At 71.8% G+C, this 23,259-nt stretch carries 19 protein-coding genes; 11 read left to right on the forward strand and 8 right to left on the reverse strand.

What is annotated here, in order from left to right:
• Positions 1-85 precede the first annotated feature (85 nt).
• A complete protein-coding gene (locus ACWGKJ_RS25435; protein WP_385023198.1) occupies positions 86-868 on the reverse strand; it encodes a S1 family peptidase in 783 nt (260 codons plus the stop codon).
• Positions 869-1,001: 133 nt separating this feature from the next.
• On the opposite strand from ACWGKJ_RS25435, the gene ACWGKJ_RS25440 reads away from it, so the two are divergent.
• Complete coding sequence (locus ACWGKJ_RS25440) at positions 1,002-1,892, forward strand: hypothetical protein (protein ID WP_385023200.1); 891 nt, start codon at positions 1,002-1,004, stop codon at positions 1,890-1,892.
• Positions 1,893-2,038: 146 nt separating this feature from the next.
• A complete protein-coding gene (locus tag ACWGKJ_RS25445; RefSeq protein WP_385023202.1) occupies positions 2,039-2,482 on the forward strand; it encodes a nitroreductase/quinone reductase family protein in 444 nt (147 codons plus the stop codon).
• Between the two features lie 42 nt (positions 2,483-2,524).
• Here ACWGKJ_RS25445 and ACWGKJ_RS25450 read toward each other — a convergent pair whose 3' ends face one another.
• Both ACWGKJ_RS25450 and ACWGKJ_RS25455 read right to left on the reverse strand, forming a co-directional pair.
• A complete protein-coding gene (locus ACWGKJ_RS25450) occupies positions 2,525-4,111 on the reverse strand; it encodes a DEAD/DEAH box helicase (protein WP_385023204.1) in 1,587 nt (528 codons plus the stop codon).
• 95 nt (positions 4,112-4,206) lie between these two features.
• On the reverse strand, positions 4,207-4,410 hold the full coding sequence (locus ACWGKJ_RS25455) for a cold-shock protein (protein WP_015607926.1): 204 nt from the start codon (positions 4,408-4,410) through the stop codon (positions 4,207-4,209).
• Positions 4,411-4,886: 476 nt separating this feature from the next.
• Between ACWGKJ_RS25455 and ACWGKJ_RS25460 the strand changes: the two genes are divergently transcribed.
• Complete coding sequence (locus ACWGKJ_RS25460; RefSeq protein WP_385023206.1) at positions 4,887-5,258, forward strand: VOC family protein; 372 nt, start codon at positions 4,887-4,889, stop codon at positions 5,256-5,258.
• A 117-nt stretch (positions 5,259-5,375) separates the two neighbouring features.
• Here the strand turns inward: ACWGKJ_RS25460 and ACWGKJ_RS25465 are convergent, their stop codons facing one another.
• From ACWGKJ_RS25465 to ACWGKJ_RS25485, 5 genes are all read right to left on the reverse strand, one after another.
• Positions 5,376-5,753 (reverse strand): VOC family protein, encoded by a 378-nt coding sequence (locus ACWGKJ_RS25465; RefSeq protein WP_385023208.1) that lies wholly within the window; start codon positions 5,751-5,753, stop codon positions 5,376-5,378.
• 40 nt (positions 5,754-5,793) lie between these two features.
• Entirely contained in the window at positions 5,794-6,357 is a 564-nt protein-coding gene (locus tag ACWGKJ_RS25470) for a HutD/Ves family protein (RefSeq protein WP_385023210.1), read from the reverse strand.
• Positions 6,358-6,517: 160 nt separating this feature from the next.
• Positions 6,518-7,996, reverse strand: coding sequence for a glutamate synthase subunit beta (locus ACWGKJ_RS25475; RefSeq protein ID WP_385023212.1), 1,479 nt, complete (start codon positions 7,994-7,996; stop codon positions 6,518-6,520).
• Positions 7,989-12,566, reverse strand: coding sequence for a glutamate synthase large subunit (gltB, locus tag ACWGKJ_RS25480; protein WP_385023214.1), 4,578 nt, complete (start codon positions 12,564-12,566; stop codon positions 7,989-7,991). Before gltB ends, ACWGKJ_RS25475 begins: the two co-directional genes overlap by 8 nt.
• Before the next feature lie 335 nt (positions 12,567-12,901).
• The gene (locus ACWGKJ_RS25485) at positions 12,902-13,633 is read right to left on the reverse strand and encodes a VIT1/CCC1 transporter family protein (protein ID WP_385023216.1); all 732 of its coding nucleotides are present in this window, start codon (positions 13,631-13,633) and stop codon (positions 12,902-12,904) included.
• A 301-nt stretch (positions 13,634-13,934) separates the two neighbouring features.
• Between ACWGKJ_RS25485 and ACWGKJ_RS25490 the strand changes: the two genes are divergently transcribed.
• Genes ACWGKJ_RS25490 through ACWGKJ_RS25525 form a run of 8 tightly spaced genes read left to right on the forward strand, consistent with a single transcriptional unit; the run spans position 13,935 to position 23,246 of the window.
• Positions 13,935-14,972: a LacI family DNA-binding transcriptional regulator gene (locus tag ACWGKJ_RS25490; protein WP_385023218.1), complete on the forward strand. Its 1,038-nt coding sequence runs from the start codon at positions 13,935-13,937 to the stop codon at positions 14,970-14,972.
• Entirely contained in the window at positions 14,969-15,928 is a 960-nt protein-coding gene (locus ACWGKJ_RS25495; RefSeq protein WP_385023220.1) for a carbohydrate ABC transporter permease, read from the forward strand. The genes ACWGKJ_RS25490 and ACWGKJ_RS25495 overlap by 4 nt, the downstream gene beginning before the upstream one ends.
• Positions 15,925-16,779 carry a carbohydrate ABC transporter permease gene (locus tag ACWGKJ_RS25500; RefSeq protein WP_385023222.1) on the forward strand — a complete coding sequence of 285 codons (855 nt, stop codon included), beginning with the start codon at positions 15,925-15,927 and terminating at the stop codon, positions 16,777-16,779. Before ACWGKJ_RS25495 ends, ACWGKJ_RS25500 begins: the two co-directional genes overlap by 4 nt.
• Positions 16,779-18,170, forward strand: coding sequence for an ABC transporter substrate-binding protein (locus ACWGKJ_RS25505; protein WP_385023224.1), 1,392 nt, complete (start codon positions 16,779-16,781; stop codon positions 18,168-18,170). The genes ACWGKJ_RS25500 and ACWGKJ_RS25505 overlap by 1 nt, the downstream gene beginning before the upstream one ends.
• A 51-nt stretch (positions 18,171-18,221) precedes the next feature.
• Entirely contained in the window at positions 18,222-19,475 is a 1,254-nt protein-coding gene (locus ACWGKJ_RS25510) for an ADP-ribosylglycohydrolase family protein (protein ID WP_385023226.1), read from the forward strand.
• Positions 19,472-20,665 (forward strand): ADP-ribosylglycohydrolase family protein, encoded by a 1,194-nt coding sequence (locus tag ACWGKJ_RS25515; RefSeq protein ID WP_385023228.1) that lies wholly within the window; start codon positions 19,472-19,474, stop codon positions 20,663-20,665. The genes ACWGKJ_RS25510 and ACWGKJ_RS25515 overlap by 4 nt, the downstream gene beginning before the upstream one ends.
• Positions 20,662-21,819, forward strand: coding sequence for an ADP-ribosylglycohydrolase family protein (locus ACWGKJ_RS25520; protein WP_385023230.1), 1,158 nt, complete (start codon positions 20,662-20,664; stop codon positions 21,817-21,819). The genes ACWGKJ_RS25515 and ACWGKJ_RS25520 overlap by 4 nt, the downstream gene beginning before the upstream one ends.
• The gene (locus tag ACWGKJ_RS25525; protein ID WP_385023232.1) at positions 21,816-23,246 is read left to right on the forward strand and encodes an ADP-ribosylglycohydrolase family protein; all 1,431 of its coding nucleotides are present in this window, start codon (positions 21,816-21,818) and stop codon (positions 23,244-23,246) included. The genes ACWGKJ_RS25520 and ACWGKJ_RS25525 overlap by 4 nt, the downstream gene beginning before the upstream one ends.
• The last annotated feature ends 13 nt before the right edge of the window (positions 23,247-23,259 follow it).

Consider the following 23,259-nt stretch of genomic DNA (forward strand, 5'->3'; position numbering starts at 1 on the left):
GGGAGTGTGCGCCTATGGACAAAGGAGGGAGAGGTCTTGGACTATCGCGATGTCCGGCCCTCTGTCCTGGTCTCCGGCGCCGTCCTCAGTGCAGCTTGTCCGCGGCCGACCTGATGTCCGCCGAGAGCGCGGACACCTGGGCGTACACACCCGGGTAGCCCGGCTCGGCGCAGCCCTGGCCATAGCTCACGATCCCGACCTGGACCCACTCGCCCTTGTCGTCCTTGCGGAACATCGGTCCGCCGGAGTCGCCCTGGCAGGTGTCGACGCCGCCCTTGTCGACGTCTCCGGCGCAGATCTCGTCACTCGCGTGGAACTGCGTCTTGTACGCCTCCGCGCACTTCTCGTCCGAGACGTACGGGACCGTCGCCTGCCGGAGATAGCGCTGCTGGCCGCCGTCCTCGCTCGTCGAGCCCCAGCCCGCGATGGTGAAGTTCCCGTTGTCGTAGGCCGTACCGGTGACGAGGGGCAGGGTCGGCAGGTCGAAGGGCGCGGCCAGTTTGATCAGCGCCCAGTCCTTGCCCTTGCCCTCGTAGCCGGGGGCCCGGACGACCTGGGTGGACTTGATGTGGACGGCGTGCGGGCCCTGCAGGTCGACGGAGCCCGCCGTCGCGGTGATCGAGGTGTTGGCCCCTGAGCCGGTGACGCAGTGGGCCGCGGTGAGGACGATGTCCTTGGCGTAGAGGGCGCCGCCGCATCCCTGGGAGAGATGCACCATAAAGGGGTACTGGCCCTCCGCCACCCGGGTGCCTCCGACGACGGGCTCGGGTGCGGCGGCCGAGGCCGGGGCGGGCTGGAGGCTGAGGGCTGCGAGTACGGCGGCGCCCAGGGCCGCGCATCGTCCGATGGTGCGCTCTGGCTGGTTCAACGGGCTTCCTCTCGTGGGGGCTGAGGGATCCTCAAACCCGTTCCGGACCGGGGGCGGACCCCTCGCCCGGAATGGGCTGTTCCCACGACAATGGCCGCTGTCCGGGGTTTCCGCCCGGTCGTAGAGTGGGTGTGTGACGGACGACAGCGAGGTCGTACACGGATTTCCGCATCTGGAGACCGTGCGGGCGGCGATCACGGCGCTCCACAGACGTCTCTCGTACGAGGGTGTGCTCGGCTACGCGCCGAGCGTCGCCCCCGCCGATGTGGCCTTCTCCGACCTGGACGATCTGCATCTGGGCGCCCAGCGGGTGGCCCGTGCGCTGGTCCACCAGCTGCGGCTGCCGGATGCGCGCATGGTCGTCGGCTTCCGCGGGATGGAGCACGCGGCGGCGGTCGAACTGACGGCGGGACCGGAGTACTTCATCGAGCTCAACGACCGTTTCCGCACCCACAGGGCCGATATCGGGGCGGCTCTGGCCCATGAGATCACCCATGTGCTGCTGCACCGGCTCGGTCTCGGCTTCGCGGGGACCCGGGACAACGAGATCCTCACGGACACCGCGGCGACCTATCTCGGGGCGGGCTGGCTGCTGCTGGACGCGTTCCGCGAGGACGCGGTGTCCAGCCAGAAGCTCGGCTATCTCACCCCGGAGGAGTTCGGGTACGTCCTGGCCAAGCGGGCGGCGCTCTTCGACGAGGACCCGTCGGTCTGGTTCACCAGCCCGCAGGCCTACACGGCGTACACGAAGGGTCGGACCAGGGCCGGTCAGGACGCCTGCCGGCCGCCGCTGACCGCGGCGGGGTGGGCGGGGCGCCGGGCCTATGCGAAGCACCGGAGGTACGCGCTGGAGCACGGGGGCCGCACCGGCCCCGGACTGCCGTACGCCTTCGAGCGGGCGGCGGACGGACTGCGCGTCAGTTTCGCCTGCCCCACCTGCCAGCAGCGGATCAGGGTGCCGGTCCGGGGCCGGGTCCGGGCGCGCTGCGGGCTCTGCCGCACGGTCCTGGAGTGCGACACCTGACGGTGACACAGGACAGTGGCACCGGCCAGCGACACCGGTCAGCAACAACGGAGAGCGACGCCCGACCGGCCCGCCCGGCTGCGCCGCCTGACGGCTGTAACGGCCACCGGAGACCTGGAGACCTGGAGACCTGGAGAGTGATTCTCATGCGCGTAGAGACCAAGCACGCACTGGTGCGGCCGCTCCAGCGGTATCTGGTCAACCCTCCGGTCCGGCTGCTGCTGCGGCTGGGCGCCGCCCCCGGCTACGCGCTGCTGGAGACACGCGGGCGGGTCACCGGGCAGATCCGCACCACCCCGGTCGGCGAGGGCAGGGAGGGCCGGGTGTTCTGGATCGTCGCGGAGCACGGCACGCACGCCGACTACGTACGCAACATCCGGGCCTGCCCCGATGTGCGGGTCCGGCTGCGTGCGGGGCGGCGCTTCGTCTGGGTGCCCGGGACGGCCGAGCTGCTCCCCGGCGACGACCCGTACGCCCGGCAGCGCGCCCTCGTCCGCCGGCATCCGCTGCGCGCGCTGAACGCGGCGGTCGTGCGGGCGATGGGGACAGAGCTGCTGACGGTCCGTATCGACCTGCATCCGCCGAGCTGACGCCGGGCCCGCTCCGCGGAGGGGCCCGGCCGCACGGTCGGATCAGGCAGCGGCCCTGCGCCCGCCCTGGCCACCACGGCTCTGACCGCCGCGCCCCTGGCCACCACGGCCCTGACCAGCGCCGCCGGCACCGCGGCCCGCGCCGCCACGGCCCTGACCGCTCTGGCCGCCGCCCTGGCCCTGACCACCGCGGCGGCCACGGCCACCGCGGCCCTGCCCGGAGGGAGCCGCGGCCCCGTTCGCGGGCCTGCTGGGCCTGGAGCGCCGCTGCGGTGCGGTGGCCTGCTGCGGTACGTCGACGACGACCGCGACGCCCGATGGCTCCTGCGCCCCGGTGATCCGGGTGAGCTCCTCGTCGCTGGACCTGACCCTGGCGGTCCTGGGCGAGATGCCGGCGTCCGACATCAGCCGGGTCATGTCACGCTTCTGCTCCGGGAGCACGAGCGTGACGACGCTGCCCGACTCGCCCGCCCGCGCGGTGCGGCCGCCACGGTGGACATAGTCCTTGTGGTCGGTGGGCGGGTCCACGTTCACGACCAGGTCGAGGTCGTCGATGTGGATGCCGCGCGCCGCGACATTGGTCGCGACGAGCGCGGTGACCTGGCCGTTCTTGAACTGGTCGAGAGTGCGGTTGCGCTGCGGCTGGGAGCGTCCGCCGTGCAGGCCGCCCGCCCGTACCCCGCTGGCGAGCAGCCGCTTCACCAGGCGGTCCACGGAACGCTTGGTGTCCAGGAAGAGGATCACCCGGCCGTCGCGGGCCGCGATGCGGGTGGTGACGGCCTTCTTGTCGGTCTCGTCGGCGACGTAGAGCACATGGTGGTCCATCGTGGTCACCGCGCCGGCCGACGGGTCCACGGAGTGCACGACCGGGTCGGTCAGGAACATCTTGACCAGCCGGTCGATGTTCTTGTCCAGGGTCGCCGAGAACAGCATCCGCTGGCCGCCGGGCTCGACCTGCTTGAGCAGCGCGGTGACCTGCGGCATGAAGCCCATGTCGGCCATCTGGTCGGCCTCGTCGAGCACGGTGATCCCAACCTGGTCGAGGCGGCAGTCGCCGCGCTCGATGAGGTCCTTGAGCCGCCCCGGAGTGGCGACCAGGATCTCGGCGCCGCGCCGCAGCGCGCCGGACTGCCGGGAGATCGACATCCCGCCGACGACCGTGGTCAGCCGCAGCTGGACCGAGGTGGCGTACGGCGTCAGCGCGTCGGTGACCTGCTGCGCCAGCTCACGGGTGGGCACCAGCACGAGAGCCAGCGGCGCCTTCGGCTCGGCGCGGCGGCCGGCGACACGGGCCAGCATCGCCAGTCCGAAGGCGAGGGTCTTTCCGGAGCCGGTACGCCCGCGGCCGAGCAGATCGCGGCCCGCGAGGGAGTTCGGCAGGGTCGCGGCCTGGATCGGGAAGGGGTCGGTGACCCCCTGGGCGGCGAGGGTCTTCAGGAGCGCGGCCGGCATGTCCAGCTCGGCGAAGGCGTCGACGGCGGGCAGCGCGGGGGTGAGGGTCTCCGGCAGGGTGAATTCGGCAGGCCTGGGAGCGGCCTTGCGGGCCGGAGACTTTGCGGGGGCCTTGCCGCGGCCCCTCGGCGGACTGGTGCGTGCGGGGCGTGCCGGGCGTTCAGCGGAGCGGGTCATGCGGTTCAAGCCTTCCTGCCGGATGTAGGACAGCACAAACCGGGACCCGCACCCTGGAGGTGCGGGCCCCGGTCAGCGAGGTACGCGTCCGACAATCAGGCCGGAACGATGTTCTCCGCCTGCGGGCCCTTCTGGCCCTGCGTGACGTCGAAGGAGACCTTCTGGCCCTCCTGGAGCTCACGGAAGCCCTGGGTGGCGATGTTCGAGTAGTGGGCGAAGACGTCGGCGCCGCCGCCGTCCTGCTCGATGAAGCCGAAGCCCTTTTCCGAGTTGAACCACTTCACGGTACCGGTGGCCATAACATTCTCCTCAACAGGTGCAGTGCCGGAAATTCGCACTTTACGAATTCCGCGTCGCCGCATTGAACCCCACCCGGAGAAAGCCGGAAAACAATAATGCGCCTGTCGGAGCATTCCCGTCAGGCGCACATAAAGTTCATGGGTACCAAAACTGCAACGTCGTCAGCCTAGCACGCCTGCCGCCGGGATGTCCGGAGGCGACGGGACCCGGATGATCTCGCCGCACCCCTCCGACCGGCGCCTCCGGCCCGTACGGAACAGGCGGGGTGGATCAACTCGCCTGACAAGGAAGCACAGTTGCCCCGTGCGCCGGGCCGCCGGCATGCCGTCCCGTGACGGCCGCCGACGGCCGGCAGAACAAGCCCGGCGGATGAAAGATCCCGCCACTGTTCGATTGCCGTTCACCTCCGCCCGTGAGGTCCGGGACGCCCCCTCCCCCTGCGGGGCGCGGCGGCCACCGGCCTAGGATTCCGGGCATGATCGCCGAATTGCAGTGCATAGTGCTGGACTGCCCCGAACCCGCAGACCTGGCCGCGTTCTACCGGGCGGTCCTCGGCGGCAGCGTCGACCGGCCCGACCCCCGCTGGTCGCTCGACTCCGACTGGTCCACGCTGCACACCGCTTCCGGTCTGGTCCTGGCGTTCCAGCGCGCCGAGAACCACCGTGCACCAGCCTGGCCGGACCCGACCAGGCCCCAGCAGTTCCATCTGGACTTCGGTGTGCCCGACCTGGACCGGGCGGAGGTCGAGGTGCTCGACGCGGGCGCCCATCTGCTCGACGACAGCGCCCCTGGCTGGCGTATCTACGCGGACCCCGCGGGGCACCCCTTCTGCCTGGTACGCCACTGACCCCACGCCCGGACGGGGCGGACGGGGCAGTACGCACGGGGCGGGGCGGTCCGGACGGGGCGGCCTGACGACCGGACGGTCCGGGAACCGCGCCCGTCGGCACTCTCCCGCGGCCGGTCAGTCCCCGGAGCGCTCGGCGGTGCTCCGCTCGACACAGAACTCGTTGCCCTCGATGTCCGCCAGCGTGACCCACCCCCGCCCGTCGGGCCTGCGGTGGTCCTCCACGAGCGTGGCGCCCAGCGCCAGCAGCCGCTCGACCTCCTCCTCCCGGGTACGGTCCGTCGGCTGGAGGTCCAGATGCAGACGGTTCTTGATCTGTTTGGGCTCGGGCACCTGGATGAAGAGCAGCCCGAATCCGGTCGCCTGGATCAGCGCCTCGGGGTCGCCCGGCCTGTCGTCGTCGGCGAGCGGGATATCGAGGGCCCTGGCCCAGAAACTGCCGAGCTCATAAGCGTCGGCACAGTCGACTGTCACATGACGTACAAAGGAAGCCATGATCGCATCATGCCTCAACCGCCCTGTGGCGCAAGGGAATTCAGCGGCTGCGCAGGGTGACGAGCGCGGTGTGGCCCTCCGCCCGCAGCACCCCTGGTGACTCCCCGGTGACGACCGCGGCGTCGTAGGGGCCCAGGGCGTCGCCCGTGTCCTCCAGGACGGCGGCCCCGTCCAGGGCGACGACCAGCACGGTGGCTTCCGGCGGGACCGCGACGGCGAGACTGCCGCGTACGACCGAGGTGAGCGCGTCGGTGAGCGCCTCGCGGTACATCACGTTGAAGTTCACGACAGGGCCGCCGAGCAGGCGTCCGTGGGTCGGCACATCACCGGCGAAGCGGTGCGGCACGAACCGCTCGTCAGCCCGGAGCGCCACCCCGCCGGCCGTCAGCTCCATCCCCGCGCCGTCGGCGACCGTCAGCACCCTGGTGACTCCGGGGAAGACGGAGAAGGGCCCGTCGGCGCCGACATCGGCCAGGCTCACCCGCCAGGCGAAACCGTCCATCCCGGCGCCCTCGGGCCACGCGGCGATCTCGCGGGTGACCCCGCCGCCGTTCTTCCAGGGCGTGGCTGCCCGGCCGGCTGCCCGCAGTATCCGTACCGTCACGCCCGCATCCTCCGCTGCTCCGCTCTCTCGTCCGCCCAGGCCGGGCCCGCCGTCAGGGGCCGCCGGACGCGCCACGGCGCCCACCCAGTGTCCGGTCGGGGACAAGGCAGGCGCCGCGTTCAGTTCCGCACCCCATTGTGCGGGACGTTCTGTAGGGCCGTCAGACGGTCAGTGCCCGGTCCGTCGGCCTGATCGGGGCGTGCAGCTCGCTGGCGCCCGTGAGGAAGCGGTCCACGCCGCGCGCCGCCGAACGGCCCTCGGCGATCGCCCAGACGATCAGCGACTGGCCGCGGCCCGCGTCACCAGCAACGTACACGCCGGGCACATTGGTCGCGAAGTCGGCGTCGCGGGCGATGTTGCCGCGGGCGTCGAGTTCGAGGCCGAACTGCTGGACGAGGCCGTTGGCCTGGTCGGTGCCGGTGAAGCCCATGGCCAGGGTGACCAGCTCGGCGGGGATCCGGCGCTCGGTGCCGGGCTGCTGCTCCAGCTTGCCGTCCTTGAACTCCACCTCGACGAGGTGGAGGTACTTGACGTTCCCGACCGTCTCCCCCTCCTCGGGCGCCGAGCCCTCGAAGTGGGTGGTCGAGACGGCGTAGATGCGCTCGCCGCCCTCCTCGTGCGCCGAGGTGACCTTGTAGAGCATCGGGAAGGTCGGCCAGGGCTGGCCCGGGTTCCGCTCGTCGCCGGGCCTGGGCATGATCTCCAGCTGGGTGACCGACTTGGCGCCCTGGCGGTGGGCGGTGCCCACGCAGTCGGCGCCGGTGTCGCCGCCGCCGATGACCACGACATGCTTGCCCTCGGCGGTGATCGGGGCCACCGTGAGGTCACCCTCCTGCACCTTGTTGGCGAGCGGCAGGTACTCCATCGCGAAGTGGATGCCGTTCAGCTCGCGGCCCGGTACGGGCAGGTCGCGGGAGACCGTCGCACCGGCAGCGATGACCACCGCGTCGTAGCGGCGGCGGAGCTTCGCCGCGTCGATGTCGCGGCCGATCTCCGTCTCGGTACGGAACTTGGTGCCCTCCGCGCGCATCTGCTCGATACGCCGGTTGATGTGGGACTTCTCCATCTTGAACGCGGGGATGCCGTACCGGAGCAGCCCCCCGATGCGGTCCGCGCGCTCGTAGACGGCGACCGTGTGCCCGGCCCGGGTCAGCTGCTGGGCGGCGGCGAGGCCGGCCGGGCCCGAGCCGATGACCGCGACCGTCTTGCCGGAGAGCCGCTCGGGCGGCTGCGGGGTGACGTCGCCGCTGTCCCACGCCTTGTCGATGATCGAGACTTCGACGTTCTTGATGGTGACGGCCGGCTGGTTGATGCCGAGGACGCACGCCGACTCGCAGGGCGCCGGGCAGAGGCGTCCGGTGAACTCCGGGAAGTTGTTGGTGGCGTGCAGCCGCTCGGACGCCGCCGACCAGTCCTCGCGGTACGCGTAGTCGTTCCACTCGGGGATGAGGTTCCCCAGCGGACAGCCGTTGTGGCAGAAGGGGATGCCGCAGTCCATGCAGCGCCCGGCCTGCTTGCTGATGATCGGCAGCAGGGATCCGGGGACGTAGACCTCGTTCCAGTCCTTCACCCGCTCATCGACGGGGCGGGTCTGCGCGACCTCGCGGTCCGTGGTCAGAAAGCCCTTGGGGTCAGCCATTGGTCGCCGCCTCCATCATCTTCTCGGTGGTCTCGTTCTCGGAGAGACCTGCCAGCTCAGCGGCGTCCTTGGCGGCGAGCACTGCCTTGTAGGTGGTCGGGATGATCTTGCTGAAGCGGGCAGCCGCGGCGTCCCAGTCGGCCAGCAGCTTCTCGGCCACGGTGGAGCCGGTCTCCTCCTGGTGGCGGCGCACGACGTCGTGCAGCCACTGCTTGTCGGTCGCGTCGACGGGCTCGACCGCACCGGTGTTGCCGGCGTTGACGTTGTCCGGGTCCAGGTCGATGACGTACGCGATGCCGCCCGACATACCGGCGGCGAAGTTCCGCCCGGTCTCGCCGATGACCACCGCGTGGCCGCCGGTCATGTACTCGCAGCCGTGGTCGCCCACACCCTCCGATACGACCGTCGCGCCGGAGTTGCGGACGCAGAACCGCTCGCCGGTGCGGCCGCGCAGGAACAGTTCGCCGCCGGTCGCGCCGTAGGCGATGGTGTTGCCCGCGATGGTGGAGTACTCGGCGAGGTGCTCGGCGCCGCGGTCCGGGCGGACGACGACCCGGCCGCCGGAGAGGCCCTTGCCGACGTAGTCGTTGGCGTCGCCCTCAAGACGGAGCGTGACACCGCGCGGGACGAAGGCGCCGAAGGACTGGCCCGCGGAGCCGGTGAAGGTGATGTCGACGGTGTCGTCGGGCAGGCCGGCGCCGCCGAACTTCTTCGTCACCTCGTGGCCGAGCATGGTGCCGACGGTCCGGTTGATGTTCCGGATGGCGACCTGCGCGCGCACCGGCTGGGCGGACTCGGCGGAGTCGGCGTCCAGCGCGTCGGCCGCCAGCTTGATCAGCTGGTTGTCGAGCGCCTTCTCCAGCCCGTGGTCCTGCGCCGCCGTCCGGTGGCGTACCGCACCGTCGGGCAGGTCGGGGACGTGGAAGAGCGGGGCGAGTTCGAGCCCCTGGGCCTTCCAGTGGTTCACCGCCCGCTCGGTGTCGAGCAGCTCGGCGTGGCCGACGGCCTCTTCGAGGGTACGGAAGCCCAGCTCGGCGAGGAGTTCGCGGACCTCTTCGGCGATGAAGCGGAAGAAGTTCACGATGTACTCGGCCTTGCCGGAGAAGCGCTCGCGCAGCACCGGGTTCTGGGTGGCGATGCCGACCGGGCAGGTGTCCAGGTGGCAGACGCGCATCATGACGCAGCCGGAGACGACGAGCGGCGCGGTCGCGAAACCGAACTCCTCGGCGCCGAGCAGCGCGGCGATGATGACATCACGGCCGGTCTTCAGCTGGCCGTCGGTCTGGACGACGATGCGGTCGCGCAAGCCGTTGAGCAGCAGCGTCTGCTGGGTCTCGGCGAGGCCCAGCTCCCAGGGGCCGCCCGCGTGCTTCAGCGAGGTGAGCGGGGAGGCACCGGTGCCGCCGTCGTGTCCGGAGATGAGGACGACGTCCGCGTGCGCCTTGGAGACGCCCGCGGCGACCGTGCCGACACCGACCTCGGAGACCAGCTTCACATGGATGCGGGCCGCCGGGTTGGCGTTCTTGAGGTCGTGGATCAGCTGGGCGAGGTCCTCGATGGAGTAGATGTCGTGGTGCGGCGGCGGCGAGATGAGGCCGACGCCCGGCGTCGAGTGCCGGGTCTTCGCGACCCACGGGTAGACCTTGTGGCCGGGCAGCTGGCCGCCCTCGCCGGGCTTGGCGCCCTGCGCCATCTTGATCTGGATGTCGTCCGCGTTGACCAGGTACTCGCTGGTCACACCGAAGCGGCCGGACGCGACCTGCTTGATGGACGAGCGGCGCGCCGGGTCGTAGAGACGCTCGGCGTCCTCGCCGCCCTCACCGGTGTTGGACTTGCCGCCCAGCTGGTTCATGGCGATGGCGAGGGTCTCGTGCGCCTCCTGGGAGATGGAGCCGTACGACATGGCGCCGGTCGAGAAGCGCTTGACGATCTCGGACGCGGGCTCCACCTCGTCCAGCGGGACCGGGGTGCGGCCGGACGCGAAGCCGAAGAGGCCGCGGAGCGTCATCAGCCGCTCGGACTGCTCGTTCACCCGGTCCGTGTACTTCTTGAAGATGTCGTACCGGCCGGAGCGTGCCGCGTGCTGGAGACGGAAGACCGTGTCCGGGTCGAAGAGGTGCGGCTCGCCCTCGCGGCGCCACTGGTACTCGCCGCCGATCTCCAGCTTGCGGTGCGTGGCGGAGATGCCGGACGGGGGGTACGCCTTGGCGTGCCGGGCGGCGACCTCGGTGGCGACGACGTCGAGTCCGGCGCCGCCGATCTTGGTGGCGGTGCCGTTGAAGTAGGTGTCGACGAAGGACTGGTCGAGTCCGACGGCCTCGAAGACCTGAGCGCCCCGGTAGGAGGCCACGGTCGAGATGCCCATCTTGGACATGACCTTCAGGACGCCCTTGCCGAGGGCGTAGATCAGGTTGCGGATGGCCTGCTCGGGCTCCAGGCCCTCGATGAAGGTGCCGGCCCTGACCAGGTCCTCGACGGACTCCATGGCGAGGTACGGGTTGACGGCGGCGGCGCCGTATCCGATGAGCAGCGCGACATGGTGCACCTCGCGCACGTCGCCGGCCTCGACGAGCAGCCCCACCTGGGTGCGCTGCTTGGTGCGGATCAGGTGGTGGTGGACGGCCGATGTGAGCAGCAGCGAGGGGATCGGGGCGTGCTCGGCGTCGGAGTGCCGGTCGGAGAGGACGATCAGCCGGGCGCCGGCCTCGATGGCGGCGTCGGTCTCGTCGCAGATGTCCTTCAGCCGGGCGGCCAGCGCGTCGCCGCCGCCGCCGACCCGGTAGAGACCGGCGAGCGTCGCGGCCTTCATCCCCGGCATGTCGCCGTCGGCGTTGATGTGTATGAGCTTGGCCAGCTCGTCGTTGTCGATCACCGGGAAGGGCAGCGTGACGCTGCGGCAGGAGGCCGCGGTGGGCTCCAGGATGTTGCCCGCGGGGCCGAGCGTGGAGCGCAGCGAGGTGACGAGCTCCTCACGGATGGCGTCCAGCGGCGGGTTGGTGACCTGTGCGAAGAGCTGGGTGAAGTAGTCGAAGAGCAGCCGGGGGCGCGCGGAGAGCGCGGCGATCGGCGAGTCGGTGCCCATGGAGCCGAGCGGCTCGCCCGAGGTGCGGGCCATCGGCGCGAGGATGATGCGCAGCTCCTCCTCGGTGTAGCCGAAGGTCTGCTGGCGGCGGGTGACCGAGGCGTGGGTGTGCACGATGTGCTCGCGCTCGGGGAGGTCCTCCAGCTCGATCTCGCCGCTCTCCAGCCACTCCTCGTACGGCTGCTCGGCGGCGAGGCCCGCCTTGATCTCGTCGTCCTCGATGATGCGGTGCTCGGCGGTGTCCACGAGGAACATCCGGCCGGGCTGCAGCCGGCCCTTGCGGACGACCTTCGCGGGGTCGATGTCCAGGACGCCGACCTCGGACGAGAGGACGACCAGGCCGTCGTCGGTCACCCAGTAGCGGCCGGGGCGCAGGCCGTTGCGGTCGAGGACCGCGCCGACCTGGGTGCCGTCGGTGAAGGTGACGCAGGCGGGGCCGTCCCAGGGCTCCATCATCGTCGAGTGGTACTGGTAGAAGGCCCGGCGGGCCGGGTCCATCGAGTCGTGGTTCTCCCACGCCTCGGGGACCATCATCAGCACGGAGTGCGGGAGCGAGCGGCCGCCGAGGTGCAGCAGCTCCAGGACCTCGTCGAAGGAGGCGGAGTCCGAGGCGTCCGGGGTGCAGAGGGGGAAGATCCGGTCCAGCTTCTGCGGTCCGAAGAGGTCGGACGCGAGCTGGGACTCGCGGGCCTTCATCCAGTTGCGGTTGCCCTTGACCGTATTGATCTCGCCGTTGTGCGCGACGAAGCGGTACGGGTGGGCGAGCGGCCAGCTCGGGAAGGTGTTGGTCGAGAAGCGCGAGTGCACCAGGGCGACGGCGGTGGCGAAGCGGCGGTCGGAGAGGTCCGGGAAGAACGGCTCCAGCTGGCCTGTCGTGAGCATGCCCTTGTAGACGACCGTGCGGGCGGAGAGCGACGGGAAGTAGACACCGGCCTCGCGCTCGGCGCGCTTGCGCAGCACGAAGGCCTTGCGGTCGAGCGCGATACCGGTCGCGGGGGCTTCCTGCCCGTCGGGTGCGTCGGCGACGAAGAGCTGGCGGAACTCGGGCATGGTGGCGCGGGCGCCGCTGCCGAGGAGGTCGGGGGTGACCGGGACCTCGCGCCAGCCGAGGACGGTGAGCCCTTCCTCGGCGGCCAGTGTCTCGATCCGCGAGACGGCGGCGGGGCTGTCGTCGAGCGGCAGGAAGCCGATCCCGACGGCGTACGCGCCCGCTTCGGGGAGCTCGAAACCGGTGACCTCACGGAGGAAGGCGTCCGGCACCTGGAGCAGGATGCCGGCGCCGTCGCCGGAGTCCGGCTCTGATCCGGTGGCGCCGCGGTGTTCGAGATTGCGCAGTACGGTCAGCGCCTGCTCGACCAGCTCGTGGCTGGCCACGCCGGTAAGAGTGGCCACGAACCCGACACCGCAGGCGTCGTGTTCGTTGCTGGGGTCGTACATCCCCTGCGGGGCGGGGCGACCCTCCATGGGCGACCAGGCGTGGATGCGCATCGGCTCTCCCGTCGTCGTCGTGGCATATGCAAGTGCATAGGGACGACGTTGGCCCTCTGCGAAATTTCGAGCAGGTTACATGATGGAATGCTTCTCGAAAAGCGGATGTTTCATCCCAGCATGCGGACACCGGCAGGCGGTGGAGGCGGGAAGCGACACGGCCGGGTCGGCGTCCGTGAGCCACTGACGGAGCAGGCGACGTTGCCTGCGGCTGTCTGCGGTGTTTCCGGCTTATGCCCGGTGGTCCGGGGCACGAAACCGCCGGGTAACCGATACTTATGATGACTGCCGCATAACACCTCGCCCGGTCCCGCCGGGGGCCACCCGCGTACGCCTCAGCCCACCGCCGTACCGAACAGCGCGCCCAGCGCGTAGGTGATTCCGGCCGCCGCCCCTCCCAGTGTCAGCTGCCGGAGCCCGCTGTACCACCAGGAGCGGGCCGTGACCCGCGCCACCACGGCGCCGCAGCCGAAGAGCCCCACCAGCGCGAGGAGCAGGGCCGGCCAGAGCACGGTGGCGCCGAGCAGATACGGCAGCAGCGGGAGCAGCGCGCCCAGCGCGAAGGCCCCGAAGGACGACGCGGCGGCGACCAGCGGCGAGGGGAGGTCGTCCGGGTCGATGCCCAGCTCCTCCCTGGCATGGATCTCCAGCGCCTGCTCCGGGTCCCTGGAGAGCTGCTCCGCGACGGCGGCCGCCAGCCGGGGCTCCACCCCGCGTGATACGTAGAGCGCCGCGAGCTCCTTCATCTCGTCCAGCGGGTGCTTGCGCAACTCCCGCCGCTCCACTTCGAGTTCGGCCTGGACCAGCTCGCGCTGCGAGGCGACCGACGTGTACTCGCCCGCGGCCATCGAGAAGGCTCCGGCCGCCAGGCCCGCAAGACCGGTGATCACCAGAGTGCGGTGCGAGACGTCACCGCCGGCGACCCCGGTCATCAGCGCGAGGTTGGAGACCAGTCCGTCCATCGCACCGAAGACGGCGGGGCGCAGCCAGCCGCCGTTGACGTCCCGGTGGGTGTGGTTGTCGCGGTGCGCCTCATGCAGCGTCGCCTCGTTCTCCATGATGGACATCGGTCCCCGCCCTCTCTTCTCGTCAGCGCCCCCGCTCCGCGCAGCGAACCCGGGAACAGCGTCGAAAGTACGCACGAAAAATGGCCCCCGCCAGCAAGGAAGGCCGTACTTACCAGGGGTGCGGAGGGCCGGGACCAGCCCGTATGCGATTCCCCCCGAACCGCCGGGGAGACATGGATCACATGACGGGCGCATTGACGCCCAGGAGGCGGGTCCGCAGTATCTGTAAACGTTTCCAGTAGCTGGAAACGTTTACAGCACCACCACGTCCACGACCGCTGAACTCAGGGGGCAGGCACGCATGCCGCAGAACGGGACACCGACCATCGTGTCGATCGCCGAGCGCGCGGGGGTGTCCATCGCGTCCGTCTCCCGGGTGCTGAACGGAGTGGGTGCGCGCCCCGACACCGTCTCCCGGGTCGAGCGCGCGGTCGCGGAGCTCGGTTACGTACCGAACGCGGTGGCCCGTTCCCTCAAGGGCGGCAGGACCCGCCAGCTGACCTTCGCGATGGCGGACATCGGCAACCCGGCGTACGTGGCGATGGTCCGCGGGATCCAGGCCGTCACCCGCGCCGCCGGATACCGGCTGCTGCTGCACTCCACCGGGGCGGTCGTGGAGGACGAGCTGGACGCGGTCCGCAGTCTGGGCGACCGCACCAGTGACGGGCTGATCCTCTGCCCGATCCGGGTCACCGACGCCTATGCGCAGGTGCTCGGCGCCGCGGCGGCCCCGGTCGTGATCATCGGTTCGCCGCCGGAGGACGTCCCGGTCGACAGTGTGCGCGCCGACTCGGTGCGCGGGGCCGGGCTCGCGGTACGCCATCTGTACGAGACCGGGCGGCGCAGGATCGCCTTCATCAACGGCCCGCTCGACACGGTGCCCGGCCGCAACCGCGCGACCGGCTACCGCAGGGCGCTCGACGCTCTCGGCCTCCCCTACGACGAGTCGCTCGTGGTGAGCACCGGCTTCGCCACCGAGTCCGGCGCGGCGGCGGCCGAACGGCTGCTGGCCGCATCACCCGACGCGCTGTTCTGCGCCAACGACCAGCTGGCGGTCGGCGCGCTCCGCACCCTGCACTCCCGCGGGGTGCGCATCCCCGATGACATCGCCGTGGCGGGGATGGACGACAGCAGCCTGGCCCAGGCCGCCTGGCCGCCGCTGACCAGCGTCGACCTGGGATCGGCCGAGCGCGGCAGCCGGGCGGCCGAGCTGCTGCTCGCCCGGCTCGGCCGGGGCACGGTCCCGGAAGCCCCGCAGCACAGCACCGCCGTACCCCGCCTCGTCGTACGCGCCTCCACCGCGCCGGCGACCGACCTGGAGAACCCGAGGTCCGTATGAGTCTCACCGCAGCCCGGGGCAAGGACGCCACGGGCCACCGCGGCACCCCACCGCCCCGCTCCCCCGGCCGGCGCCGACAGGCGCTGGGCCTGGACCGGGGGGCCTGGTTCCTGCTGGCACCCGCTCTGATCCCGATCCTGGTGCTGAGTGTGGGGCCGCTGCTGTACGGCTTCTCGCTGGCCTTCACCGACTCGCAGGCCGGCCGCACCACGCCGACGCGGTTCACCGGGTTCGCCAACTTCGCCGATCTGCTGCACGACTCGCTGTTCTGGGAGTCGTTCCGGATCGGCATCGTCTGGGCCGTCAGCGTCACCGTGCTGCAGTTCGTGCTGGCGCTGGGCCTCGCCCTGCTGCTCAACGAGAACCTGCGCTTCCGCTGGCTGGCCCGCACCCTCGCGCTGGTCCCGTGGGCGATGCCCGAGGTGGTCGTCGGAATCATGTGGCGGCTCGTCTACCACCCGGACGCGGGCATCCTCAACAAGACCCTGACGCAGTCCCATCTGATCAGCGGCAATGTCGACTGGCTGACCGGCCTCTCGGTGGCGCTCCCGGCCGTGATCGTGGTCGGGGTCTGGGCCGGGATGCCGCAGACCACCGTGGTGCTGCTGGCCGGGCTGCAGAACGTGCCGGTGGAGCTGAAGGAGGCGGCGCAGCTCGACGGAGCCGGTCTGTGGCGGCGCTTCACCTCCGTCACCTGGCCGGCCCTGAAGCCGGTGGTGGTCGCCGTGACCGCGCTGAACTTCATCTGGAACTTCAACTCGTTCGGCCTGGTCTATGTGCTGACGCAGGGCGGGCCGGGCGGCAAGACCCGGCTGCCGATGCTCTTCTCGTACGAAGAGGCCTTCAAGTACGGCCAGTTCGGCTACGCGGCGGCGATGGGCCTGGTGATGGTCGCCCTCATCGCGGTCCTTCTCACCGTGTTCCTGCGCAAGAAGCTCAAGGAGGAGGCGGCATGAGTGTCCCCGCACGGCTCCGCGCCAGGCGGACGGCCGGCCGCACCGGCCAGTATCTGGCTCTCCTGTGCTACCTGGTCTTCCTGGCCTTCCCGCTGGTGTGGCTGGTGTCCACCGCTTTCAAGTCCCCCCGGGAGCTGGGGTCCATCAGCCCGACCTGGCTCCCCAGGCATCCGACCCTGGACAACTTCAGGGCCGCCTTCGACGCGCAGCCGCTGCTGCACTCCGCGCTCAACAGCCTGATCGTGGCGGGCAGCGCGACGGTGCTCTCGGTGGCGCTCGCGGTGCCGGCCGCCTACGCGCTGGTCCGCTTCCGCAGCCGCATGTCGACGGTGGCCAACGGCTGGGTGCTGGTCAGCCAGATGTTCCCGTTCGTACTGATCATCATCCCGCTGTTCCTGGTGCTGAAGAACCTGCACCTGATCAACTCACTGGCCGGGCTGATCGCGGTGTACGTGGTGTGGAACCTGCCGTTCTCGCTCTGGATGCTCCAGGGGTACGTCAAGGCCGTCCCGGTCACCCTTGAGGAGGCCGCAGCGGTCGACGGCGCCGGGCGGCTGCGGACCCTGGTCAGTGTGGTCTTCCCGCTGCTCACCCCGGGACTTGTCGCGACGGCGATGTTCACCTTCGTCACCGCCTGGAACGAGTTCTTCTTCGCCCTCGTCCTGCTCAAGTCCCCGGAGAACCAGACGATGTCCGTGATCCTGACCCGATTCCTCGGCGCCGAGGGCGTCGCCGACCTGGGGCCGCTCGCCGCGGCCTCCGTCATCGCCACCATCCCCAGCCTGCTCTTCTTCGCCCTGCTCCAGCGCAGGCTGGTCGGCGGGATGCTCGCGGGGGCGGTGAAGGGCTGATGCGTATCCGCACCCGTATCCGTACGCGTATCCCTGTCCGTACCCGTTTCCCCGCCCCGTCCCGTTCGCACGCCCCTTCCAGGATCCGTACCGCGGCGACGGCGCTGGCCGCCGCTGCCGGGCTCGTCATCCTCGCGGGCTGCGGCCAGGGGGACACCCCTGACCCGTCCGGCCGTGTCACGCTCCAATTCCTCAGCCTGGCCTGGCAGAAGGAGTCGGTGGCGGCCAACAAGGCGCTGGTCGCGCAGTGGAACAGACAGCATCCCGACGTCCAGGTGAAATATGTGCAGGGCAGCTGGGACGGTATCCACGACCAGCTGCTGACCTCCTTCGAGGGCGGCCAGGCGCCGGACATCATCCATGACGACGCGTCGGACCTCACGGACTTCGCGTACGGCGGCTATCTCGCCGACATCCGCGGGATGCTGCCCGCCTCGCTGAAGAAGGACATCCCCGGGCGGGCGTGGTCGGCGGCCACCTTCGGCAAGGGGATCTACGGTGTGCCGTTCCTCCAGGAGCCGCGTGTGATGGTCGCCAGCACCAAGCTGCTCAAGGCGTCCGGGGTACGGGTGCCGACCGTCGCCCACCCCTGGAGCTGGCAGGAGTTCGAGCAGGTCAGCAAGGCGCTCACGGCGCGGGGGCCGGGCGGCACGACCCGGCGGTACGGCGTCGCCTGGTCGATGAAGGAGCCGGTCAGCCAGTCCGTGAACAGCTCCGCCTCGACCGGCGGGCAGATCTTCAGGAAGTCCGGCGGCAAGAACAAGGCGGTCTTCGGGCCCGCCGAATCGGCGGTCTCCCAGGTCATCAACCGGCAGATCAACGAGGATCACACCGCTCCCAAGAGCAGTCTGGGCATGGGCGGTTCGGACACCCTGCCCGGCTTCTTCGCGGGGAAGTACGCCATGGTGCCGCTCAACTTCTCGTTCCGGCAGCAGGTCCAGCAGCAGGCGCCGAAGGGCTTCGGCTGGACCGTCCTGCCGATGCCCGCGGGAAGCGGACCGCACGGCAGCGCGCAGGGAGTCGTCCCGCAGACCCTCTCGGTCTCGCAGGACTCGCACCACAAGCAGGCGGCCGTCGACTTCATCTCCTTCCTCACCCAGGGCAGGAACGCCGCCCGGCTCGCCCTCGGCGACTGGCTGCTGCCCGACAGCCGCTCGGCGCTCAAGGACCCGGCGCTGCGCACCCAGGAGAACGGCTGGCGCACGGGCAGTGGGATGGCCGGCGATCTGGTCCCCTCCCCCGTACTCGGCGTGCGCGGTTACGCCGAGTGGAAGGACAAGATCGCCACCCCGGCCTTCCAGGAGTACTACAACGGCTCGATCGGTCTGAGTTCGCTGCGCTCCAAACTGGCCGGCGACGGCCAGCGGGTCCTCGACCGCTACCAGCGCTGACGCCTCCCGCGTCCGCGCCCGCACAACCCCAGAAATGAGCACGATCAGCCCATGAGCGGCAGCCCAGAACCGGCCACCGGCACGGCCACCGGCCCCCCTCCGCCCCGGCTCCGGCCCGAGCGGCCGGCCCTCCCCCGTACGCTGCGCGACCGCGCCCGGGGCGCCCTCCTCGGCCTCGCCGTGGGCGACGCCCTGGGGGCCCCGGCGGAGAACATGAAACCGTCCCGGATCAGGGAGCGGTGGGGCCGTATCGAGGGCTTCGTACGGGACGAGCCCGCCGGTACGGACGACACCGAGTACGCGATCTTCTCGGGGCTGCTGCTCGCCGAGCACGGTTCGGCGCTGACCGTCGCGCATGTCGAGGCGGCGTGGCACCTGTGGATCGCCGACCGCGACGAAGGCCCGTTCCGCGGCGCCGGGTTCAGCGAGCGCGGCACCCTGGAGAACCTGCGGCGCGGTCTCGCCGCCCCGATCTCCGCCCAGCACCGGCACGCCTGGAGCGACGGACTCGCCATGCGGGCCGCGCCGTTCGGGGTGTACGCGACGGGGCGGCCCGCCGAGGCGGCCCGGCTGGTCGCGGTGGACGGCACGGTCAGCCATGACGGCGAGGGGATCTACGGCGGACAGGCCGTCGCCGCGGGGGTGGCCGCCGCGATGGTGAGCGACAGCCCCGACGCGGTGGTGCAGGCCGCCCTCTCGGTGATCCCCGAGGACTCCTGGACCGCGCGCTCGCTGCACCGTGCGGTCAGCGCGGCCCGCCGGGCGGTACCGGGCCCGGACGGCTCGCCGCTGCCGGTCGAACGCGCGGTGCGCTCGGCCGTGGTGATCGGCGGCTATCCCTGGACGGATCTGGCACCCGAGGCGGTGGGTCTGGCCTTCGGGGCGTTCATCGCCGCACGCGGTGACTTCCGGGGCTCGGTGCTGACCGCCGTGAACATGGGCCGCGACGCCGACACCACGGCGGCCGTGGCGGGTTCGCTCGCCGGGGCGCTCGGAGGCGAGAGCGGCATCCCGGCCCACTGGGCGGACGCCATCGGACCGGTGCGCGGCAGCTGTCTGCCCGCCATGGCAGGACGTCACATCCTCGATGTCGCCGACGGCCTCCTCCCGCCGCACACGGCGGCCGTGTCTCCGACAGCGGCGGCGACCGCGGCCGGCCCGGCGACGGCGGACAGCGCGGGGCTCCCGACCCGCCCGCCGACGGCAACCAGGAGCGGCCGTACGACCGGTCCGCCCACCCCGACCGACCCGCCGCCCGCGACCGACCCCGCGGCAGTGACCCACAACAGGCAGGCCGCCTCGTGACCACACAGCTGACCCATCCCACCACCGGGCTCTCCGGCCGCGACCCGCACCGCCGGGTCGAGGGCCTGCTCCTGGGCCTCGCCGCGGGCGACGCCGCGGGCTGGCCGGCCGGCCGGCACCGTGCCGCGCTGCTGCCCAACTGGACCCGCAGGCTCACCCGCGAACTGGACACCTTCGCCGAGCAGAACGCCACCACCACGCTCCCGGTTCCCATCGCCCTGAACCAGCCGCCGGCCCCGCTCCAGCTGGGGCCTTCCGACGACGCCGAGTGGGCGGCGTTCACCGCGCGGGCCATCCTCTCGGCCGCCTCGTCCGGGCAGAGCGACCTCGCCCCGCAGCAGCGGGTGCGCTCCGCGCTCGCGCTGGCCTGGAACGCGCTCGCCGACGAGGTGGCCGCCGCCTCCGCGCAGGCCGACGAGATCGAGTCGGCGCTGATCCCGCTGCGCGCCCGAATCTCCGTACGGGCCGGGCTCGGCAATCTGGCGGCCGGGCTGCGGCCCCCCGCCACCGGCCACGACAATCCGCACCACTTCGACGACGCCGCCTGTGTGCGCGCCGCCGTGCTCGCCGTGGTGCACCCGGGCGATCCGGCAGCCGCGGCCGGCCTCGCGGAGTTCGACGCGCGCTACACCCAGGACGGCGACGGGGTGCACGGCGCCCGCGCGATCGCCGCCGCTGTCGCCGCCGCGCTGGGCGGCGCGGACGCCGCGGCCTGTGTGGACGAGGCGCTCGCGCAGCTCCCCGAAGGCAGCGAGATCCGCCGCAACGCGCTGCACGCGGTGGCGCTCGCCAGGACCGCGACGGCCGCCGGAACGGGCCGCCCCGGCAGCGCCTTCGCACTGGTCCCGGTCCTGGAGCACGAGATCGTCGACCACGTCTACAGCTACGGGATCGCCGCGGCCGAGACCGTACCCGTGGCCCTGGCGATGACGCTCGCGGCAGGCGGCGCGCTCGCCGAGGCGGTGCCCACAGCCGCCTGTCTCTCCCGGGTCGCCGACTCGGCGCCCGCCCTCGCGGGTGCTCTCACCGGCGCCATCGGCGGCGCCGCCGCCCTGCCCGACACCTGGCGGGACAGCTGCCGCACCCTCGTCGGCTGCGCCCTGCCCCAGCTGGCCGGCACCGATCTCGTCGAGGTCGCCGCACGGCTCACCTCCGCTCTGCACGCCCTCCCGGAAGGAACCCGCTCATGACCGTGCCCACCCCATCCCTGGAGGACCGCACCACCGGAGCCCTGATAGGCGCGGCCGTCGGGGACGCGCTCGGCGGCCCGGTCGAGGGCTGGACCCCGGAGGCCATCAGCGAGCGGCACGGCGGCCGTGTCCAGGGCATCGTCGAGCCCTTCTACAAGGAGGAGTGGCGTACGGCCCGGCCGATCGCCCCGTACCACAAGGGTGATGGGCACGTCACCGACGACACCCTGATGACCCATGCGCTGATCCGCGTCTACGAGACGGTGCGCGACCACCTCGACGCGTACGCGGTCGCCGACCATCTGGTGCCCGACCTGATGGGCACCCCGCGCTGGATCCCCGAACTGGAGGCGGAGGCACTGCCGTTGCAGCGGATCTTCCTCGCCGAGAAGTGGATCGTCGCCCGGCTGCACTACGGGCACGTCGACCCGCGGGAGGCCGGGGTCGGCAATATCGTCAACTGCGGCGCCGCGATGTACATGGCGCCGGTCGGCCTGGTCAACGCGGGCAGCCCGGCGCACGCGTACACCGAGGCCCTCGACATCGCGGGCGCCCACCAGTCCAGTTACGGCCGGGAGGCCGCCGCGGTCTTCGCGGCGGCCGTCGCCGCGGCCTGCAAACCGGGCGCGACCCCCGAATCGGTGGTCGGCGATGTGCTCGCGCTGGCGAAGGACGGCACCCGCGCGGCGATCGAGGCGGTCTGCGAGGCGGCAGCGGCGCACGACGGATACGAGTCGGCGCTGAAGCCGCTGCGCGAGGCGGTCGCCCCCTTCGACACCGTGGGCCCCGAGTACCGCAAGCCGTCCCTCGGCGCCCGCCGCCCCTCGCGGCTGCACTCCATCGAGGAGCTGCCGGTGGCGCTGGGGATGCTGCTCGCGGGGCGCGGCGACTTCCGCGAGACGGTGCTCGGCTCGGTCAACTACGGCCGGGACTGCGACTCCATCGCCACCATGAGCGGCGCGATCGTCGGCGCACTGTACGGCGAGGGCGCGGTCCCCGCCGAGTGGGCCGGGGAGGTCGCCACGGCGAGCCGTCTCGATCTGCACGCCCCGGCCGCCGGGCTCGCGGCCGTCACCCGTGAGGTGTTCGCCCGCGATCTGGAGCGGCGCCGTGAGCACGAGGCGCTGTTCGGTGCGATCGCGGGTGCCCGGTGACAGCCCCCGTGTCCCCGGCGGCGACCGGCCCCGCGCTGCGGCTGACCTGGGTGCAGCCCGAGGACCTGGTGGGGCATGAGCTGCGCCAGGCGCAGGAGGACGGCCGCGATCCGGCGGCGGCCCGGCAGCGGTGGACCGCGGCGGGCGGCCATCCGGCACCGGCGCGCGCGGGCGCCTCCGCCGCACCGGCCGCCCCGGAACTGCGTGCGCTCGCCGTGGAGCTGCTCGATGAACTGGCCGCTGTCCCTTCGCCGTTGGCCCCCGACGAGCCGACCGGGCTGTCCGGGATCAGGGCGCTGTGCCCCGACTGGCCCGCCCCTCCAGCCGGTCCCGTCGACCGGGACGCGCTGCGCGCCCGGCTTGAGGCGTCCTGGCTGGGCCGGGCCGCGGGGTGTGTGCTCGGCAAGCCGGTCGAGAAGCTGACGCTCGACGGCATCAGGGCCCTCGCCCGCTCGACCGGCAACTGGCCGCTGGACGGCTGGTTCACCGAGGTGGGACTCGACCCCGGAGTGGCCGCCGCCCACCCGTGGAACCGCCGCTCGCGCCCGACGTCGCTGGCCGAGAACATCGACGGTGCCCCCGAGGACGACGACCTCAACTACCCGCTGCTGGCCCTGCTGTTGCTCGAACGGTACGGGCCGGATTTCAGCACCGCCGATGTGGCGCGGCTCTGGCTGGACGAGCTGCCGGCCGGCCGGACCTTCACCGCCGAGCGGGTCGCGTACGGCAATCTCCTCGCCGGGATCGAGCCACCGGACACCGCCGTGTACCGCAATCCGTTCCGTGAGTGGATCGGTGCGCAGATCAGGGCCGATGTCTTCGGCTGGACCCACCCGGGCGACCCGGGCGCGGCGGCCGGAGCGGCCTGGCGGGACGCGGTGCTCACCCATACCGCGAACGGGGTGTACGGCGAGATGTTCGCCGCCGCCGTGATCGCGGCAGCCGCGGGCGGCGGCGATGACGTCCACGGTTGTCTGCGGGCCGGCCTCTCGGTCGTGCCGCCCGGCTCCCGTTACGCGGCGGCCGTGCGCTTCGGTATCGCGCGGGCCGCCGCCGAACCCCTGGGCACCGCCGCCGCGTTCGAGTCGGTCGTGGACGAGCTGCACACGGCGTACGGCGACCACCACTGGGTCCATGTCCTGCCGAACGCGGCGCTGCTCGCGGCGGCGCTGACCCACGCGGACGGCGACTTCACCGGTTCCGTCTGCCGTGCGGTCTCCGGGGGCTGGGACACCGACTCGAACGGGGCGACGGCCGGCAGCGTCGCGGGGCTCCTCGCGGGCTCCCGGCAAGCGCTGCCGTCCCGCTGGACAGCGCCGCTGCACAACCGGCTGGCCACCTCGGTCGGCGGTCTGGACGGCATCGGCTTCGACACACTCGCGGAACGCACGCTGCGCCAGGTGCGGCGAAGGGACCGGGCGGTATGACCGGGGCGGAGGA

This window comes from Streptomyces sp. NPDC054757 (genome assembly GCF_053612185.1).